The organism is Pauljensenia sp. UMB6358, assembly GCF_030216865.1.
Classification (GTDB): Bacteria; Actinomycetota; Actinomycetes; order Actinomycetales; family Actinomycetaceae; genus Pauljensenia; species Pauljensenia turicensis_A.
Genome location: NZ_JASOMS010000032.1, coordinates 1 through 519 on the forward strand (window position 1 = coordinate 1; position 519 = coordinate 519).

Sequence of the window (519 nt, forward strand, 5' to 3'; positions counted from 1 at the left end):
GGTTTAATGCGAGGCCATACCCAGGGCCTGGTTGATGCTTTCGGCGGCATGGTAGGAAAGCTCACGAGTATTACTGGGGCCTTCAAGGGTAGCGTTAGTGGCCTTAGTGGGTCACTTAAGAGCGTTGGCGGCGCAATTATGGGCGCGTTTGGCGGGCCTGTAGGGTTAGCTGTGGGCGCTGTCGCTGCCCTCGCTGGGGTTATCGGCACCTTCTACTTGAACCAGCAGAAGGCCAATAAAGAGACTGCGGACTTCGCGCACGAGTTGAATCAGGCGGCTGCGGCTGCCGATGGTAGCGCGCAAAAGCTCGTAGCTAATAAGGCCCAGCAGGATGGCATGTTCGAGGCAATTAGCCGGGTGAATAGGGCTAATAAAGACGCGAACCTTACCACCCAGGAACTAACAGCTGCTATGGCTGGTAACGGTGATGAAGCTAAACGGCTTGTTGAACGGTACCAGCAGTTGTTAGACGCACGTATTAAATCGTTGCAGGGTATGGACCCGCAAGCGATCGAGCAT

Annotated in this window: 1 protein-coding gene; it reads left to right on the forward strand. The window is 55.3% G+C overall.

What is annotated here, in order from left to right:
- Positions 1–171: 171 nt before the first annotated feature.
- The coding region (locus QP381_RS08490) for a hypothetical protein (protein WP_285068490.1) at positions 172–519 on the forward strand (348 nt) is incomplete at its 3' end.